8 protein-coding genes are annotated in these 16,634 nt (G+C 77.1%); 5 read left to right on the top strand and 3 right to left on the bottom strand.

The window, feature by feature from the left end; all coding sequences use genetic code 11:
* The first annotated feature begins 98 nt into the window (after positions 1-98).
* The 5 genes from BLU82_RS08555 (at position 99) to BLU82_RS08535 (ending at position 13,558) form a co-directional block, all read left to right on the top strand.
* Positions 99-2,048, top strand: coding sequence for an ATP-binding protein (locus tag BLU82_RS08555; RefSeq protein ID WP_092618486.1), 1,950 nt, complete (start codon positions 99-101; stop codon positions 2,046-2,048).
* A 132-nt stretch (positions 2,049-2,180) separates the two neighbouring features.
* Complete coding sequence (locus tag BLU82_RS08550) at positions 2,181-2,750, top strand: DUF4255 domain-containing protein (protein ID WP_157740720.1); 570 nt, start codon at positions 2,181-2,183, stop codon at positions 2,748-2,750.
* Positions 2,747-5,002 carry a carboxypeptidase regulatory-like domain-containing protein gene (locus BLU82_RS08545; protein ID WP_092618480.1) on the top strand — a complete coding sequence of 752 codons (2,256 nt, stop codon included), beginning with the start codon at positions 2,747-2,749 and terminating at the stop codon, positions 5,000-5,002. The genes BLU82_RS08550 and BLU82_RS08545 overlap by 4 nt, the downstream gene beginning before the upstream one ends.
* Before the next feature lies 1 nt (position 5,003).
* Complete coding sequence (locus tag BLU82_RS08540) at positions 5,004-7,583, top strand: carboxypeptidase-like regulatory domain-containing protein (RefSeq protein WP_092618477.1); 2,580 nt, start codon at positions 5,004-5,006, stop codon at positions 7,581-7,583.
* Positions 7,580-13,558, top strand: a complete 5,979-nt coding sequence (locus BLU82_RS08535) for a carboxypeptidase regulatory-like domain-containing protein (RefSeq protein WP_092618473.1) — start codon at positions 7,580-7,582, stop codon at positions 13,556-13,558. Before BLU82_RS08540 ends, BLU82_RS08535 begins: the two co-directional genes overlap by 4 nt.
* Positions 13,559-13,586: 28 nt before the next feature.
* Here BLU82_RS08535 and BLU82_RS08530 read toward each other — a convergent pair whose 3' ends face one another.
* From BLU82_RS08530 to BLU82_RS08520, 3 genes are read right to left on the bottom strand one after another with little or no spacing between them, the layout of a single operon-like run.
* The gene (locus tag BLU82_RS08530) at positions 13,587-14,177 is read right to left on the bottom strand and encodes a hypothetical protein (protein WP_092618469.1); all 591 of its coding nucleotides are present in this window, start codon (positions 14,175-14,177) and stop codon (positions 13,587-13,589) included.
* Positions 14,158-14,709, bottom strand: coding sequence for a phage tail protein (locus BLU82_RS08525; RefSeq protein ID WP_197682815.1), 552 nt, complete (start codon positions 14,707-14,709; stop codon positions 14,158-14,160). The genes BLU82_RS08530 and BLU82_RS08525 overlap by 20 nt, the downstream gene beginning before the upstream one ends.
* On the bottom strand, positions 14,706-16,631 hold the full coding sequence (locus BLU82_RS08520) for a putative baseplate assembly protein (RefSeq protein ID WP_092618466.1): 1,926 nt from the start codon (positions 16,629-16,631) through the stop codon (positions 14,706-14,708). Before BLU82_RS08520 ends, BLU82_RS08525 begins: the two co-directional genes overlap by 4 nt.
* Between the last annotated feature and the right edge of the window lie 3 nt (positions 16,632-16,634).

Genomic DNA, 16,634 nt, shown 5'->3' with positions numbered 1-16,634 from the left:
GATGGGACGGTCGTGGGACAGGCACGTCTGCATGAATCTCCCCCGCCGGGCGCCTCGGCCCTCCCGGCACCGGGCCGCCCGGACCTAGCATCCCCGGCATGGCACCCAGCCTCGGCCCCCTGGTGGACGCGATCGCCACGCTGGTGAAACACCGCGAACGGCCCGGCGACCCGGCCGCTTCCCGGCTGGCCGCGGCCGTCGACGCGCTGCGCCGCGACCACGGCGGCGGCACGGACAGCGACGACGGTGACGACGTGCTGGCCGGCACGGCCGCCGTGTTCGGCCTGGACCCGCTCGAGACGGACCTGCTGCTGACCGCGTTCGCGGCCGAGGCCGACGCGTCGTTCGCGACGGTGTTCGCGCTGCTCGGCGGCGAGGCGACCCAGGGCCGGCCGACGGCGGCGCTGGCGCTGGAGCTGTGCGGGGTGCCGGCGCTGTCGGCGTCGGGCCGCGCCCGGCTGTCGGTGTCGGGTCGCCTGGTGCGGCACGGGCTCGCGACGTTGACCGGCGACGGTCCGGTGCCGACCCGCTGCCTGCGGATCGCGGACCGGGTCGCCGCCCACCTCGTCGGTGACGACCTGCCCGAGCCACCGGTGCAGCGGCTCATCCTGCACGCCGAGCCGATCGCGTCCACGCAGAGCGCCGAGCTGGCCGAGGCGATCCGGGCAGGGGTCAAGTTCAGCTGGCTGCAGGGTCCCCCCGGCTCCCCCGGCGCCGAGACGGCGGCCGCCGCGTTCGCCGCGCTGAACGTCGACTGGCTGGTCGCCGACCTCGAGCGGCGCCCGGCCGACGCGGACCTGCAGGGGCTGCTGACCGACCTGACCCGTGAAGCGGCCCTGCAGACCGCCGGGCTCGTGCTCACCGGCGCCGACGAGCTGACCCGTGATGATCACCGGTGGCTGTTCGACCGGCTGCTCGAGGCGGCCGTCCCGGTGGTGGCGGTCGGGCAGCGCGCCTGGGACCCGCGGGCGACGCGCCGGCTGCCGTACATCGCCGCGGTGCCGCCACTGCCGGCCGCGACGCGGGCGCAGCTGTGGACCCGCGAGCTCGGAGCGCCGGACCGCGGCGACGGCTCGGCCGAGATGTCGTGGGCGGGCGCCCGGCTGGGGCCGGGCCAGATCGCGGTGGCCGCGGAGCACGCCCGCATGCTGGCCGCCGTCCGGGGCCGGCCGGCCGGGGCCGAGCTGGTCCGCGAGGCCGCGCGTCGGCTCAGCGGCGGCGGGCCCGTGCACCGGCACGCCGGGCCGGCGGCGCCGGAGCCAGCCTCGTTCGACGACATCGTGCTGCCGCCGGACGCGCACGCGGAACTGACCCGGCTGGTCGAGTGGGCCCGCCGGCGCGGCGACATCCTGGCGCAGGGTGCCGTCCAGGGCAAGGGCGGCAAGAGCACCGGGCTCGCCGCGATGTTCAGCGGCGGCCCGGGCACGGGCAAGACCCTGGCCGCGCACGTCGTCGCCGACGCCCTCGGCCTCGATCTCTACCAGGTGGATCTCGCCGGGCTGGTCGACAAGTACGTCGGCGAGACGGAGAAGAACCTCGAGCGGGTGTTCGCCGAGGCGGAGGTCCACGACGTCGTCCTGTTCTTCGACGAGGCGGACGCGATCTTCGGCAGCCGGTCCGCGGTGCAGGACTCCCGCGACCGGTACGCGAACCTCGAGGTGTCGTACCTGCTGCAGCGGATGGAGCAGTTCGACGGCATCACGGTGCTGGCCACCAATCTGCGGGGCAACCTCGACGCGGCGTTCTCGCGGCGGTTGCACGTCGTCATCCACTTCCCCGACCCGGACGAGCCGACCCGGGAGCGGCTCTGGGCCCATCACGTCCGCCAGCTGGCCGGCACCGATCCGAGCGACCCTCCAGACCTCGCGACGCTCGCGGCGGCCGTCGAGGTGAGCGGCGCGGACATCCGCAACATCGTCCTCGCGGCCGCCTACGACGCTGCCGTCGCCGGCACCGGCGTCGGCATGGGCCTGCTGGTCGAGGCGACCGCCCGGGAGTACCGGAAGCTCGGCCGCCGCCTGCCGAGCCCGTGGCCGCCCGTGTCCTGAACCGACGCCGGAGCCCGGCCGTCTTCATGCGGGCTCGCAGGTTCGCCGGGCCTGCCGCGGGCAGGCCGCGACGGGGTTGGATGAGAGCCGCGGTCACGGAGGGCGGTGGGCGAGTCGATGCAGATTCCGGCGGTGGACGACGGTCTGGAGCGGTTCCTGCGCGCCGCGCTCCCGCTGCCGCCCGACGTCGGCGACGTGTCGTTCGAGCGCCCCACCGGGTCGTGGTCGGCGCAGCTGGGCCGCATCGTCGTCAACCTGTTCCTGTACGGCGTCAGCCGTAGTGCGCTGCCGGCCAGCGGCGGCGGCAGTCGGCCCGGCCCGGACGGGCGGCTCGAGGTGCGCGACGGCGGCGCTCTGGTGGACCTGCACTACCTGGTCAGCGCGTGGGCGTCGACGGTCGCCGACGAACACCGGCTTCTCGGCGACGTCCTCGGCCGGCTTCTGACCCACCAGACGCTGCCGCCGGAGCACCTCAGTGTGCCGCTCGCGGCCGACGTGCGGCTGACGCTGTCCAAGGACGAGGCCCATCGCGCTCGCGACCTGTGGGCCTCGCTGGGCAGCCCGCACAAGGCCTCGTTCACGCTGGTCGCCACGGTGGCCGCGGACCCGTCCGCGTGGCGGCCGGCCGCGCCGCCAGTGCAGCGGGTCGAGGGCCGCGCCCGCGCGGTCTCGGCGGTCACCGAGACCGGGCGGCGCCGGTGAGCCGCGTCGGCACCGGGCCTCGGGTCACGGCCAGCACCGGGCGGCTCGACGTCGAGCCCGGCGGCACCGCCGAGCTGCTGCTCACGGTCACCAACACCGCCGACGTCATCGACGGGTTCACCGTGCGGGCCGTGGGGCTGCCGCCCGACGCCGTCACGGCGCGGCCGCCGCTGCTGTCGCTGTTCCCCGACGCCGAGGGCACCATCGCCGTCAGCGTCGCCGTGCCGGCCACCCACCCGGCCGGCCGGCACCCGGTCGTCGTCGCGCTGGACTCGCAGCACGGCGGCCCGGCCGTCGAGACCGTCGACCTCGACCTCGCCGTGCCGCGGCGCCCGGCCGTCGCCCTGGCCGCCCGGCCCAGCGTGGTGCGCAGCCGCGGCCGGGCCGAGTTCGCCGTCGAGGTCGCCAACCGTGGCAACACCCCGCTGGAGCTCACCTGCTCGGCCGCCGACGCCGACCGCGCCACCAGCCTCCGGTTCACCCCGGCGACGCTGCGACTGGGCCCGGGCGCCGTCGCCACCACGCTGGTCACCGCCCGGGCGCCGCGGCGCTGGGCCGGCGGCGACCTCGACCGGGCCATCACCGCGCAGGTCGCCGGGCCCGACGCCGAGGCGAGCCTGCCGCTGACGCTGCGCCAGCGCCCCATCGTCGGGCGCGGGCTGCTCACGGTGCTGGTGCTGGCCTCGATCGTCGCGCTGTGGGCGGCGGCGTTCCTGCTCGGCATCACCCAGGTGCTGGGCGCGGAGCCGGCGGTCAAGACGGCGCCCGCGTCGTTCTTCGCGGCGACGGCGGACGCCTCGGACGAGGCGAGCGGCCCGGCCGGCGCGGCGGAGAGCACCACCGGCGAGGCGCCGGCCGGCGCGGTGCCGAAGGACGGCCTGCTGCCGCCCGGCGTCGGCGGCACCGTCACGGGGACGGTCACGGGAGCGGCCAGCGGCGAGCCGGTCGGGCAGATCACGGTCGAGGCGCTGCGGCGCACGCGCGACGGGCTGGTCGTGGTGAGCTCGGCGGCCAGCCAGGCCGACGGGGGGTACACGCTGGCCGGGCTGTTCCCGGGCGAGTACCTGCTGCGCTTCGGCGCCGACGGCTACCCGCCGGTCTGGTACCCGGCCGCGCCCGACGACGCCGGAGCCGAGCCGGTCGCCGTCGCGGCACAACGGACCGCCGAGGGCACCGACGTCGTCGTCGCGGGCGAGCCGGCGTCGCTGAGCGGCACCGTCGACCCGGGCGACGCGGTCGAGGAGGTGCCGGCGACGGTGACGGCGCGCCCGGCCTGGACCGCGGACGACGGCGCGGCGCCCGCCGAGTACACCGCGACCACCGCCGGCGACGGCTCCTACACGCTGGTCGGGCTGCCGGCCCCGGGCACCTACGAGCTGACCTTCGAGGCCGACGGTTACCGGCCCGCCACCGTCGTCGAGCACGTCGGCGGCGGGCAGCGGCGGTTCGTCTCCGAGGTCCGCCTGGCCACGGGCGACGGGCAGATCGCGGGTGTGGTCACCGGCGGCGGCCGGCCGCTGGGCGGGGTCACCGTCAGCACCACCGTCAGCGACGAGGCGGTGACCGCCGGCACGCCCACCGTCGGCGAGGTCGGCCGGTTCGTGCTGCCCGGGCTGCCGACGCCCGGCACCTACGTGCTCACGTTCACCCTCGACGGCCACGCCGCGCAGACGGCCGTGGTCGAGCTCGCCGCCGGGCAGGCCGTCACCGACCTCGCCGTGTCGCTGACCGGCGGCGCGGGCACCGTCACCGGCACCCTGCTGGCGCCCGGCGGCGCGGGCCTGGGCGGGGCGACGGTGACGGTCGGCGGGCTCGCCGAGCCGGTGACCACGACGACGCTGACCGACGGCGCCGTCGGCGGGTTCACGGTGGGCGGGCTGGCGCCGGGCGCCTACACGCTGACGTTCGAGCACGAGGGCTACCAGCCGCAGACGGTGCCCGTGACGGTGTCCGGGTCGGGTGCCGCCGCGCCGCTGACCGTGACGATGCTCGACGGGCTGGGCCGGGTCACCGGGCGGGTCACCGACGACGACGGCGACGCCACGGCCGGGCTGACGGTCGAGGTCACCGACGGCGCCACGGTGTGGACCACCACGTCGACCGGCGGCGGCCGCTACGTCGTCGCCGAGGTGCCGGCCGGCGTCTACACGGTGTCGGTGCGGGTGGACGGGCGGGTGCGGGCGAGTGCCGTCACCGAGGTCGAGCCGGCCGCCGACGCCGTCGCGAACCTGCGGCTCGAGGCGGTGCGCTGACATGCGTGTGACCGCGACGCCGCAGGTGCTGGAGGCCGTCGGCGGGCCCGTGACCGTGCAGGTCGAGATCGCCAACACCGGCGAGATCATCAGCGGCTACCAGGTGCGCGTGCTCGGCGCCGACCCGGCCTGGGTGGCCGTCGACGACGCGACGCCGACGCTGTTCCCCGGCAGCAGCGTGCTGGTCACCGTCACGCTGACCCCGCCGCCGGACCTGCCCGCCGGGGCGCGCCGGCTGGCGGTGCAGGTGCGCGAGACCACGCCGCCGCACCACGCCACCGTCGCCGACCTGGAGCTGCGGGTCGCCCCCGCGCCGGGCATCGGCGTGACCCTCGACCCCGCGGCGGTGACGGCAGGGCGGCGCGCGTCGTTCGGGGTGACGGTGCACAACACCGGCAACACCCCGGTCGAGGGGACGCTGACCGGCGCCGACCCCGAGGACCGGCTCGGCTTCCGGTTCGTCCCCGAGACGGTCCGGCTGGCCCCCGGCGAGAGCCTGTCGGCGCGCATGGAGGCGCGGGCCCGGCGGCCGCTGCTCGGCTCGCCCGTCGTCCGGCCGCTGGAGGTGCGGCTGGAACCGGCCGGCGGTTCCGCACCGGAGGCCGGCGCCGAGCCGCTGGGCGAGGCGCCCGGCAGCATGGTGCAGCGCCCGCTGCTGGGCCGCGGCGCCATCGCGCTGGCCGGGCTGCTCGCCGCCGTCACCGTGTTCGCCGTCGTCATCACCGTCGCGCTCGCCGGGGTGGTGAACCGGTCCGCCGCCGACCGCGACCTCGCCATCGAGGTGGCGCAGTCGCGCGACGACTCCGCCGGCGCCGGCCGGGCGACGCTGACCGGGACGGTCCGGCTCATCACCACCGGCGCGCCGCTGCCCGGCGTCGCCGTCGAGGCGTTCGCCGAGGACGACCCCACCACGCCGGTCGCCACCACCGCGACCGCCGACGACGGCAGCTACGCCGTCGGCGGGCTGTCCGACGGCGCCTACCTGCTGCGCTTCCGCGGCGCCGGCTACTCCGACCTCTGGTTCCCGGCGGCCATGGACAGCACGGCGGCGGCCCCGGTCGAGATCACGGCCGGCCAGAGCCCCGATCCGGCCGACGTGGCGCTCGGCGGGCTGCCGGCGGTGCTGGCCGGCACCGTCGAGGGCGCCGACATCTCGGGGGCGACGGTGAGCCTGCGGATCCCGCTGGAGCAGCTCGGCGACCAGGCCGGCGAGGGGGTGGCCCTCGGTGCCGCCCCCGACCCGCCCGGCGGGGCGTCCGGGGCGGCGCTGCGCGAGGTGCCGGTGGGCTCCGACGGGTCGTTCGAGATCGAGGACGTGCCGTCGCCCGCGGTGTACGACGTCGTGGTCGGCAAGCCCGGCTACGCCACCGAGGTGCAGCGCGTCGACCTGGCCGGCGGCGAGGAGCGCACCGGCATCACGATCCGGCTGCGCGAGGGCGACGGCATCATCGCCGGCGAGGTGCGCGGCGCCGACGGGCCCATCGGCGGCGCGTCCGTGGTGGCGACGGCCGGCGACTCCACCGCCCGGACGGTGTCGCTCACCGAGGGCGACGTGGGCGCGTTCACCCTGCGCAACCTGCCGACGCCGGGCACGTTCACCGTCGTCGTCGCGCCCCCCGGGCACGCCCCGGAGACGCTGACGCTCGACCTGTCCGCCGGGCAGCAGCTCACCGGGGTGTCCGTGACGCTCGGCACCGACGCCGGCGAGCTGTTCGGCCGGGTGACCGAGCAGCCCGGCGGCGAGCCGGCCACCGGCGTCGAGGTCACCGTCAGCGACGGCACGACGACGCTGAGCACCGTCACCCAGAGCGGCGGCGACGGCGCCGGCTCGTGGCGGCTCGGCGGGCTGGCGGTCCCGGCCACCTACACCGTCACGCTGGCCCGCGACGACCTGGCGGCGCAGACCGTGCAGGTGGTGCTGGACGCGTTCGGGACCATCACGGCGGGCGGCTCGCCGGCCGACGGCGTCACCGTCGCCCTGCACCCGGCCGGCGCCGACCTCACCGGCACCGTGAGCATGCGCAACGCCGTCGACGGCGGCGTGGGCCCGGCCGGCAACGTCACCGTCACCGCGGTCTCCGGGTCGCGCACCTACACCGTCACGTCGTCGTCGCAGCCGGCGGACGACGTCGGCCGGTACGTGCTGCCGCAGCTGCCGCCGGGCACGTACACCGTCACGGCCGCCCGCCCCGGCTCCACCCCGGCCGCGGTCACCGTCACCCTCGAGGCGGGCGTGGACCGCGACCTCGACCTCCAGCTGGCCGCGCCGGCGTCGGTCACGGCCACCGTCGTCGCCGCCGACGGCCCGGTCGCCGGCGCCGTCGTCAACCTCTACCGGGCCACCGAGTACGGCACCGCCGCGGCGCCGGTCGCGTCCGTGCGCACCGGCGGCGACGGCCGGGCGCTCTTCGCCGAGCTCGACGCGCCGGAGCACTACGTGGTCGACGTGCGGCTGCAGGCCGGCGCTGCGCCGGTCGCGGCCTCGCCGCCGATCACCGTCGAGGCCAGCGAGGCGGCCGCCGTCACCCTGACCGTCGCCTCCGCGCCGGCCGGGGCCACGCCGAGTGGGGACTGGGAATGACCGAGGCCGCTCCCGTCGTCGAGGTCACCCACGAGCCGCAGGGCGCCGCCGGCCGGTCCGCCGCGCTGACGGTGCGCGTGCACCACGGCGCCGACGGCCCGCGCGACGTCACGCTGACCGTGCTCGGGCTCGACGGCGGGTGGGCGCCGGTCCCGGCCCGCATCGTGGCACTGGCGCCACGGACCGCCGCGACCGTCGAGCTGGAGCTCACGCCGCCGCCCGGCACCGTCGCCGCGGCCTACCCGTTCGTCGTGGCGGCGCAGAGCAGCGACCCCGCCACGGGCGCCGTCACCAGCCGGGCCGCGGTCGCCGAGGCCGTGCTGACGGTCGACCGGCCACCCGCCGTCACCGTCGCCGCGGAGCCCGGCGAGGTGCGCACCGCCTGGCGCCGCGGTGTGCGGCTCGTCCTCACCAACTCCGGGCCGCGGCCGGCCACCGTCGAGCTCGAGCTGCACGCCCCCGACGGCCTGAGTGCCCGGTCGCGGCGGCGCGCGGTCGAGGTGCCGGCGCGGTCCGCGGTGTCGGTGGGCGGGCGCGTGGGCCCGCGGCGGCTCCGGCTGACGGGCGACACCACACGGTTCGAGTACACGGCGCTCGCCCGCGGGCCGCACGCCCCGGCGACGGCGCACGGCGTGGTGGTCGCGCGGCCGCTGATCGGGTCGGCGGCGAAGCGGGCGGTCGCACTGGCGGCGGTCCTCGCGGTCTGGGTCGCTGCGGCCGTCGTCGGCCTCCCCCGGCTGGTCGACCGGATCGAGGAGCGCCAGGCCGAGGCGGGCGCGGCGGCCGACGCGGGCTCCGGGAACGACGGCGGCAGCGGCGGCTCGGGAGCGGACGACGGCGCAGGCGCCGGTTCCGGAGCCGACGGCGGCGGCGCCGGCGACGGGCCGGCGGACGCCGACGAGCCCGAGCCGCTGCGGGTCAGCGGCGTGGTGCAGGCCGACCAGCCCGACGGGGTCACCGTCTCCATCGCGCCGACGTCGGCGTTCGGCGAGGCCGGTGACGACGCGAAGGTCCCGCCACCCGCCGCGCCCGCCGGCGGCGACGGCGACCCCGTCGACCAGACCCGCAGCACCGTCACCAACGAGGACGGCGCCTGGGCGTTCGCCGGCCTCGGCACCGGCGGCCACTACCTCGTCACGGTCTCGAAGGCCGGCTTCCAGACCGAGCGCCGGGTGGTCGACGCCGCGGCCGCCGCGGAGCCGATCGACGTCGAGCTGCGGGCCGGCGACGGCCGGATGTCCGGCACGGTCACCGGCCCGGACGGCCCCGTGGGCGGCGCGCAGCTGACCCTCACCGACGGCACCGTCACCGTCAGCACCAGCACGAGCACCACCGGCGACGTCGGCAGCTGGGCGGTCGACGGACTGTCGACGCCGTCGACGTACCTCGTCACCGCCACCGCCGAGGGCCTGGGCGCCGGCGCGGCGCTGGTCGAGCTGGACGCGGGCGCCGAGGAGTCGCAGGACCTCGCACTGCGCCGCGGCGTCGCGACGCTGACCGGCCAGGTCACCGGGCGCGACGGCACCGGGGCCACCCGCGGGCTGGGCGGGGTCACCGTCACGGCCGACGACGGCGAGACCACCCGCACGGCCACCACGGCCACCACGGGCGGCGAGGCGGGCGGGCCGGGCCTGTTCACCCTGCCGGACCTGCCGATCCCCGGGCGCTACACCGTCACCGTCGCCGGCGAGGGCTACCAGCCGCAGACCCGCGAGGTCACGCTGACCGACCCGGACCAGGCCGTGCGGCGGCTGGACACCCGCCTGGTCCCGGCCGGCGGCGAGGTCGCGGGCGTGGTCACCGACGACGCCGGGACACCGCTGGCGGCGGGCCTCACGCTCTCCAGCGAGGAGGGCGCGGCGTACAAGGTGATGAGCGCGCCGGGCACCGGCGGCTACCGCATCTCCGGCGTCGCGCCCGGCTCGTACGTGCTGTCGGCCGAGGTCTTCGGGCACGTCACGGGCTATGCGCGGGTCGAGGTGACGGCCGGCTCGGTGGCGGCGGCGGACCTCGCCCTCACCCCGATCCCGGGCGACGGCCTCACCGCCACGTCGGTGATCGTGGGCCGGGCGGTCGACGCGAGCACCGGCGGCGGCCCGATCGGCTGCCCCGCGCTGCTCCCGGGCGAGGAGTGCGCGGTGACGGTGACGACCACCGCGACCGGCATCGACGGCGAGCCGCGCGAGCTGAGCGCCACGTTCGCGCCGGACGCCTCCTACACGCTGCCGGCGGCCGGCGAGCCCGGGCTGCTGCCGGGCCTCTACGAGCTCGAGTTCACCGCGCCCGGCTACGAGCCGGAGCGGCTGCGCGTCGAGGTGCCCATGGACGCGACGGTGAACGCTCCCGTCGCGGCGCTGCTGCCGGCGCCGTCGATCGTCGGCACCATCACCGCGCGCGTCGGCAACGTCCCCGACGGCACCTGCGTGGTCGCCGTCCCGGCCGGGGCCGACCCCGAGGCGCTCGGCGACTGCGTCCCCGTCACCCCCGACCCCGACGCCCCGCTGTGCCGCATCGACGGCGGCGCCCACTGCGCGTTCACCGGGCTCAACGGCAGCTATGAGCTCACGGGCCTGCCGTCGGGCTACTACGACGTCTCCGTGCGGCCGGGCGACCCGGAGTACCGCCCGGTCGCCCCGGTGAAGATCGGCCTGTACCCCGGCGACGTGCGCCGCTACGACGCCGCACTGGACCGGCTCGGCCGGCTGCGGGTCACCGCGCAGGCCAACGACGGCGAGGGCGCGACGCAGCCGGCCGCCGGCGCCGCTGTGCGGGTGCTGGCCGGCGACGAGGACGTCACCGACCAGATCCGCATCGACCGCACCGACGAGGCGAGCGGCGTGTACGCCGTCACCCACCTGCAGCCGGGCGTGCAGTACCGGCTCGTGTTCGGCTGGCCGGTGCCCGGCTCCGACCCGCCGCGGGTGCTGACCGGCGAGGTGCTGTCGACCGTCGGGCTGAACAACGAGATCCCGCTGGCGCTGACCCTGACCGGCGCCTCGCGCAGCTTCACCGGCCAGGTGCTGCACGAGCTGGACGATGCCGGCCCGGTGGGGGTCGACGGCGTGCAGGTGCAGGTGACCGGCATCGTCGGCTACGACGGCCTGCTGCCGGAGTACCGCAGCACCACCGTCGTCACCGACGCCGACGGCCTGTTCGCGGTGGTGCCCGAGCCGGGGCAGGGCGGCGGGCTGCCCGAGGCGGTGCTGCCGATCGTCGACTCGCGCGTCGACGTCACCGCCACGAAGGACGGCTACGAGCGGTCCCGGCTCACCGGCGTCGCGGTCTCCGACAGCCAGCAGCTGCGGCTGACACTGACCCCGCTCGGGCGGCCGGTGCAGGGCCGGGTGCGGCTGGTCCCGGCCACGGCCGCCGACCTGTCGCAGGCCGAGCTGACGGTGACGGCGGCGCCGCCCGGCGCGGAGGCGACGCGCATCGCCGTCACCCCCGGAGGCTGCCTGGTCTGGTCCGACCCCGCGCAACGGGTCGACACCGGCTACACCAACGAGTGCGGCGAGGGCCCCGGCGAGACCCGGGCGACGCTGGCGCGGCCGGGCCGGTACGTCGTCGAGGCCAGGCTGGCCGGGTACGCCGACGTCACCGTGCGGCTGGACGTCGCGCTGGCCACGACCGGCGGCCGGCAGCAGCTCGAGGGATTCGTGCTGTCGCGGCACGGCGCGCTCGAGCTCGCCACCGTCGACGCCGCCGGCGAGCCCGTGTACGGCGCCCGCCTGGTGCTCAGCGCGCCGGGGGTGCCGGAGCAGACCCGGGCGGCCGAACCGGGCACCAACCGCACCGTCTTCACCGAGCTGCCCAGCCTGCTGTCGCCCGGCGGCCAGTACGCCGTGCGGGTCGAGGCGGCCGGCTACCGGTTCGACACCTTCACCACCGGGCAGTTGGTCACCGGCGGCGTGCCAGCGCCGGACCCCACCCCGTTCCTGGTGCCGCCGGACGGTGTCGGCTCCTACCAGCTGTCCCTGGTGAAGCTGGGCGAGATCAGCGGGGTGCTGGAGTCGCACACCGTCGTCGACGGCGAGGTCGTGGCAGCCCCGCTGGTGGGCGGCACCGTCGTCGCGCGGCACGAGTCCGGGCTCGAGTTCTCCGCAGTGTCCGGGCCCGGCGGGCGGTTCACCCTCACCGGCAGCCGCGACGTCGCTGGGCTGCTGCCCGGCACCTGGGAGGTGCGCGCCGACCCGCCCGACGGGTACGCGTTCGACGGCGACCCGCTGCCGGTCCTGATCACCGCCGACCATCAGGCCGTCTACCCCGACGGCAACGCCGACCCGTTCGTCGTCGCCGTCGGCGCCGAGCCGGTCGACGTGTTCGTCAACGTCTACGTGCCCGGAACCGGCGGTGAGCCGCCGCAACCGCTGCCCGGCATGACGGTCGAGCTGCTGCGCGGCGGCGTGGCGCAGTCAGCGGTGCCCTGCGACGGCGGCGCCGGCTGCTACCGGTTCACCGGCGTGCCGCCGGTGCCGCAGACGCTGCGGGTCAGCGGCGAGAACTACGCGCCGCTGACCCTCACCGTCCGGCCCGAACCGGGCGCGGCCAGCACGTTCAACGTGCCGGTGACGCAGCTGACGAACACGATCCAGGGCACCGTCAGCGGGCAGTCCGGCTCCACCGCGGCCGCCCCGCTCGAGGAGGTCGACACCTGGCTGTGCCCGGTCGCGGACGTGGTCGGCGACCGCTGCCCGGCGGCCGACGGCGACCCCGTCCGGCCCGGCTCGGTGTTCGAGTTCGCCGGTCTGGCCGACGGCACCTACCTGGTCGACGTGCGGCCGCGGGCCGGCCAGCCGTACTCGTCGACGACCCGCACGGTGACGGTGGCCGCCGGGCAGATCGTCGCGTTCGACATCGTGCTGTACGCCGAGGCCGAGCCGATCACCGTCACGGCCGAGTCGGTCAACGGCTGGGACCTCACCGGCGCTCTGGTGCGGCTGGTGAGCGCGGGCGGCGACCCGGCGCCGGCGCCGCAACCGCTGGTCCGCGCCGGCGGCGACGAGTACACGACGACGTTCGCGCAGGTCCCGGCCGGGGAGTGGTCCGCGTCGGTGACCGGGCCGGCCGGCCACGTCGGCGTGCACGAGAGCGGCGAGCCCGATGACGGCAGCCGCGACCTCACCATCGAGGTCACCGAGGTGCGGGTGCGCATGGACGCCCGCTCGGACGAGCCGGACGCGCCGGGGTCGGTCGCCGTCGCGATCACCGGCGCCGACGACGCCGTCGTCTTCACCGAGGACCTGCTGGTCGACGCCGGCACCGTCACCGCCTACCTGCCGGCCGGCGCGTACACCGTCGCCGCCGAGCTGCCGGACGGGCTCGGCGGGTGGTCGGTGGCGCCCGGCTCGGTCGAGGTGCCGGCGGACGCGGCCGACGTCGCGGCCCGGTTCCGGCTGGCCGGCCCGCCCGCGACGGAGCTGGAGCTCGCGGTCACGCCGTCGTCGCCCGTCGCCGGTGTCGAGGCGACCCTGACGGCGACGGTGACGTCGGACGACGAGCCGGTCGACGCCGGCACCGTCACCTTCCTGGTCGACGGCGACGAGGTCGACTCCGTGGACGTCGACGACGGCGCCGCCGAGCTGGAGCACGCGTTCGACGACCCCGGCGGCCACACCGTCGAGGCGGTCTTCTCGTCCGGCGAGCATCGCGGCTCGGACGACCTGCTCACCGTCACCGTGATCGAGCCGGTGGTCACGCTCACCGGCCCGCCCGGCGACGTCGAGGCCGGCGACCCGGTCGAGCTGGTCGCCACCGTCGACCCCGTGGTGAGTGGGCGCACCCTGCGCCTCTTCGACGACGACGGCCCGGTGGGCGCCGCCGTCTCACCCGGCGCCGACGGCGAGCACGAGTTCACCGTCGACGACCTGGAGCCCGGCGAGTACACGTTCACCGTCCGCTACGGCACCGGCGACCTCGCGGTCGAATCCGAGCCGGTCACCGTCACCGTCGCCGAGGACGAGGTCGTCGACCCCTGACGGCTCGCGGCTCGTCCGGGCGCCGGGCTCAGCCGAGCAGGGCGACCAGGCTCAGGCCGGTGAGGACGATCAGGCCGACGACGAACAGGACGAGCCAGAGCGGCGCCCGCCACGGCTCGGGCGCGGGAGCCGGTGCGGGCGGCGGCGGGGCCACGACGGCCACCGGGGCCGGCTCCGGGGCGGCGGCCACCATGGGCCGGCCGCAGCGCAGGCAGACCGCGGCGCGCGGCGGGTTCGGCTCCGCGCAATGCGGGCAGGGCAGCGACGCGATGGTCTGAGCGCCCACGGTGCCGGGGAGCCGGCGGCGGGCGTCGTCGCCGGCCTCGGCCGACGCGTGCATGGACTGGCGGACCGCCCAGAACAGCGGATAGTCGCAGCGGGCGCAGAACCCGGCTGCGTCGCGCCGGGCGAGATCGACCAGGCCGGGCGTCCCGCAGCGCGGGCACACGACGGGCTCCGTCGCCGGGCCGGCGGGCGCGGGGTCGACGGCCGGCGCGGGGCCGACGGCGGACGCCGCGACCGGCGGCGGCACGTCGTCCAGCGGTTCCAGGGCGGCGGGCGTGACGTCGACCCGGGCCGGCGCCACGGGCGGTTCGGGGTCAGTGCGCTCCAGGGACATGCCCGCCTCCGTCCGCCGCCGACGTCCAGATCAGCCGGTCCTCGACCCAGAGCTGCGCCCGGACGTGCGCCGGGACCTCGTCGGCGACGACGGCGGCGAAGTCCGGCTCGGACAGCCAGCCGGTCGTCGCGACCGTCATCCGCACCCAGGCCGGGTCGGGCGGCGCCTCGCCCTCGAGCCAGACGCCGCCGCCGTCGAGCACCTCGGCCGGCCCGCCGCTGAGTACCTCGAGCGTGCGGGTGAGCCCGTGCACGGTGCCGCGCCAGGCCAGCGTCTCGGCCGAGGCGCGGACGACGGTGCGGGCGGCCCGGCCGGGCAGCGACGGGTCCAGGCCGTCGAGGCCGATCCAGCCGGCCAGCCAGCGCACCATCGCGTCCGGCGCGACGGAGACGTCGCCGAGGTGCTCGAGGTTGTCCGCGCCCTCGGCCAGCGAGTCGGCGCCGTGCTGGAAGATCGACAGGAACCGGACGAAGAAGTCGTCGTCCAGCATGCCGATCGGCATCTGCGTCACCAGCCACTGCGGCGGCCTCACCGGACCACCACCTGGTGCGCGGCCGACAGGAACAGCGAGTCCGGGGCCAGCCTGATGATGTCGCGCCCGCTGCCCAGACGGCGGCCGGTGCGCAGGTCGTACTCGAACAGCAGCACCTCGTCGACCCGGTCGACGCCGTCGACGGCCTCGATGAGCTGCGAGACGGCGGCGAAGCTGAGGTCGGCGTCGAACGGCCAGCCGGTGCCGTCGGACCCGCCGGTCAGCGGGTTGACGTAGCGGGTGAGCTCCTCGACGATGCGGCCGCTGACCAGTTCGGCGGGCCGGCCGGCCGCCGTCCGCACCATGGCCGCCACGCTGACGCCCTGGTAGTACGGCGTCGAGAGCTCGACGGCGGTGCCGACCAGCCGGTGCCGGTCCAGGTGGGTGCCGACGATGTCCAGCAGCTGCGCGCTGAGGGCGAAGTCGTCCAGCCGGTGGTCGCGCGGATGGCTGCGCACGTGCGGCACCAGCAGCACCCGGGCCGTCCCGGCGCCGGGCAGGCACCGCGCCCGCGCCACCTGCGCCGACGCCTCGCGCGCCAGTCGCTCGAAGTCGCCGGCGGTCACGGCCCGGCGGCCGGTGCGCAGCGTGAGCGGACCGCGCACCTTGGCCTCGGCGACGGTCTCGGCGTCGACCCCGCCCGTGGCCGGCGCCAGGTTGGTCACGGCCGTCACATACGGCACGGTCGTCAGCAGCTCGGTCAGGGTGTGCGCGCCGACGTTGCCGGCCCGGCCGCCGCCGGTGCGGTACCCGCTGACGACGATCTCGGCGCCGTCGGGCGGGACGGCGCCGTGCTGGCGGCTGCCGCCGTCGGGATAGCGGACCCGCGGGCCGAACCGCACCTCCCCCGTCGCGGCGTCCCACACGACGTGGCGGTCGCCCGGCCCGCTGTCGGTGAAGTCGGGCACCTCGGTCCAGGTGTGCGCGCCGTCGCGGTCGACGACGCGGACCACCTCGTCGCCGCGGCGGGGCAGCACGGGCGCCGCCGACACTGCGAAGACCTGGCCGGGCGCGCCCGTGGAACGGCCCAGCGTCTCGGCCGGGACGGCGCTGGCGTGCTCGGCCGCCGTCGTGCCGCCGATGGTCGCCACCTCCAGCGAGCGGATCCGCGGCGGGCGCCGATAGGTCGGCTGGCCCGGCTCCGGCGCGCGCAGCCGCCCGCGCACCCAGTACGCCGTCCGGTCCCCGAGCAGCAGCGACCGGTGCTCGTGCGGGATCAGCAGCACGATCTCGCCGTCGCGGTTCAGCCCGCCGGTGGTGTCGCGGTGCACGGCGGCGGCCACCCACGCCTCCCCCGTCCACGCTTCCCACGCCAGCGGCGGGCGGCGCGGGTCGACGCCGATCCCCTCCGCCTCGGCGGCGATGGTGAGCCGGACGGCGGCGCCGGCCAGGCTGTCGGCGAACCCGAGGACGACGGCGTCACCGGGGGTCAGGCCGGGCGAGAAGCACTCGACCGGCTGGCCGAGGACGGTGAAGTCGGTCCACCGGTCGCTGATCCGCTCGGCCGCGTCGGCGGTGAGCAGCCCGGTCAGCTCCGGCGGGCGGATGGCGAGGTCGTCGACGGTCGCGAACACGACGCGGTCCGCGGCGCCCGCCGTCGCCACCGGGGTCCCGGCCGGCACGACCACCGTCCGCTCCAGGGCGGCGGACAGCCAGAAGGTGAGGTCGGCGCGGGCCACCGACGGCGGGAACGGCTCGATGCCGACGAGGTTGAGGAAGTGCACGTACAGCTTCTCCGGCACCTGGTTGAGCCGGAAGATCACGCTCTCGCTCATCCACGCGAACAGCTCGATGAGCGCGACGCCGGGGTCGGCGACGTTGTGGTTGGTCCACTCCGGGCAGTACCGCGGGATCAGCCGCTTCGCCTCGTCGACGATGTCCTGGAACCGCCGGTCGTCCAGGTTCGGTGCGGGCAACGGCATGGC

It is taken from the genome of Jiangella sp. DSM 45060 (genome assembly GCF_900105175.1).
Classification (GTDB): domain Bacteria; phylum Actinomycetota; class Actinomycetes; order Jiangellales; family Jiangellaceae; genus Jiangella.
This window is presented reverse-complemented; position numbering and strand designations above follow the sequence as displayed.